Raw genomic sequence first — 940 nt, forward strand, 5'->3', positions numbered from 1 at the left:
ATCGCCTCAGCGGGCTTCGATTTGCCCGACAGTTTCGGCAGCTCCTTTTCCCACAGCGCAAAGAGAGCGGCAACGACGGCGGCGGATTTCTCCTGACGCGCAGCTATCCGTACTGCCGGGTCCTGGCCGCGCACGGCCGCCTCGGCGGCCCACAGCGGGGCCATCTGCGCCACCGTCTGCGAGGCGATAACGGAGGAGCCTGCGGCATGCAGTTCGTAGAACTTGCGCCGCACGTGCGACCAGCACGCCGCGAGCAGCACGCCATCATTGCCCCGATCGGATCGGGCCAGCCGGTTATAGGCGGCGTATCCGTCGACCTGCAGAATGCCGCGATAGCCGTCCGAATGTCGGGCGACACATTCGCCGGCACGGCTGTCTTCGAAGCGATAGGCGACGATGGGCGGTCCGCTGCCACCGAACGGCCGATCATCACGGAGAGAGGTCCAGAGGTAGGCCGTCTTGGCCTTGCCCGATCCTGGGGCCAGCGTTGGGAGGGTGGTCTCATCGGCAAAGACCCGCTCACCCTGCTTGATGCGGGTCAGTGCGTAATCGGCGAGCGGCTCGAGCTCGAAGCCGACCCTGCCCATCCACTGGGCCATCTGTGACCGGTCGATCTCGACCTGATCGCGGGCATAGATCGCTTCCTGGCGGTAAAGCGGCAGGCCATCGGCGTATTTCGACACGGCGATCTGCGCCAGCAGCGCTTCGGTCGGAATGCCGCTTTCGACGATGCGGGCGGGAGCGGCTGCCTGGATAACGCCGTCCCAGCCCTTGTAGGCATATTTGGGGCGACGCGTGACGATCACCCGGAACTTCGCCGGGGTGACATCGAGCCGTTCGGAGACGTCCTCGCCGATCAGGATCTTTTCCAGCGCTTCGCAGCCAGCAGGCGTTTCGGGCTCGATAACCACCTCGACCCGTTCGAGATGGGCCGCAAAGC

1 protein-coding gene is annotated in these 940 nt (G+C 65.3%); it reads right to left on the minus strand.

Going from position 1 to position 940, the window contains the following annotated elements; translation table 11 throughout:
- On the minus strand, nt 1-940 hold a 940-nt coding region (gene tnpC, locus AC0L2Y_RS34485; protein WP_473562325.1), incomplete at both ends, for an IS66 family transposase.

This window comes from Mesorhizobium sp. WSM4830, from assembly GCF_055811495.1.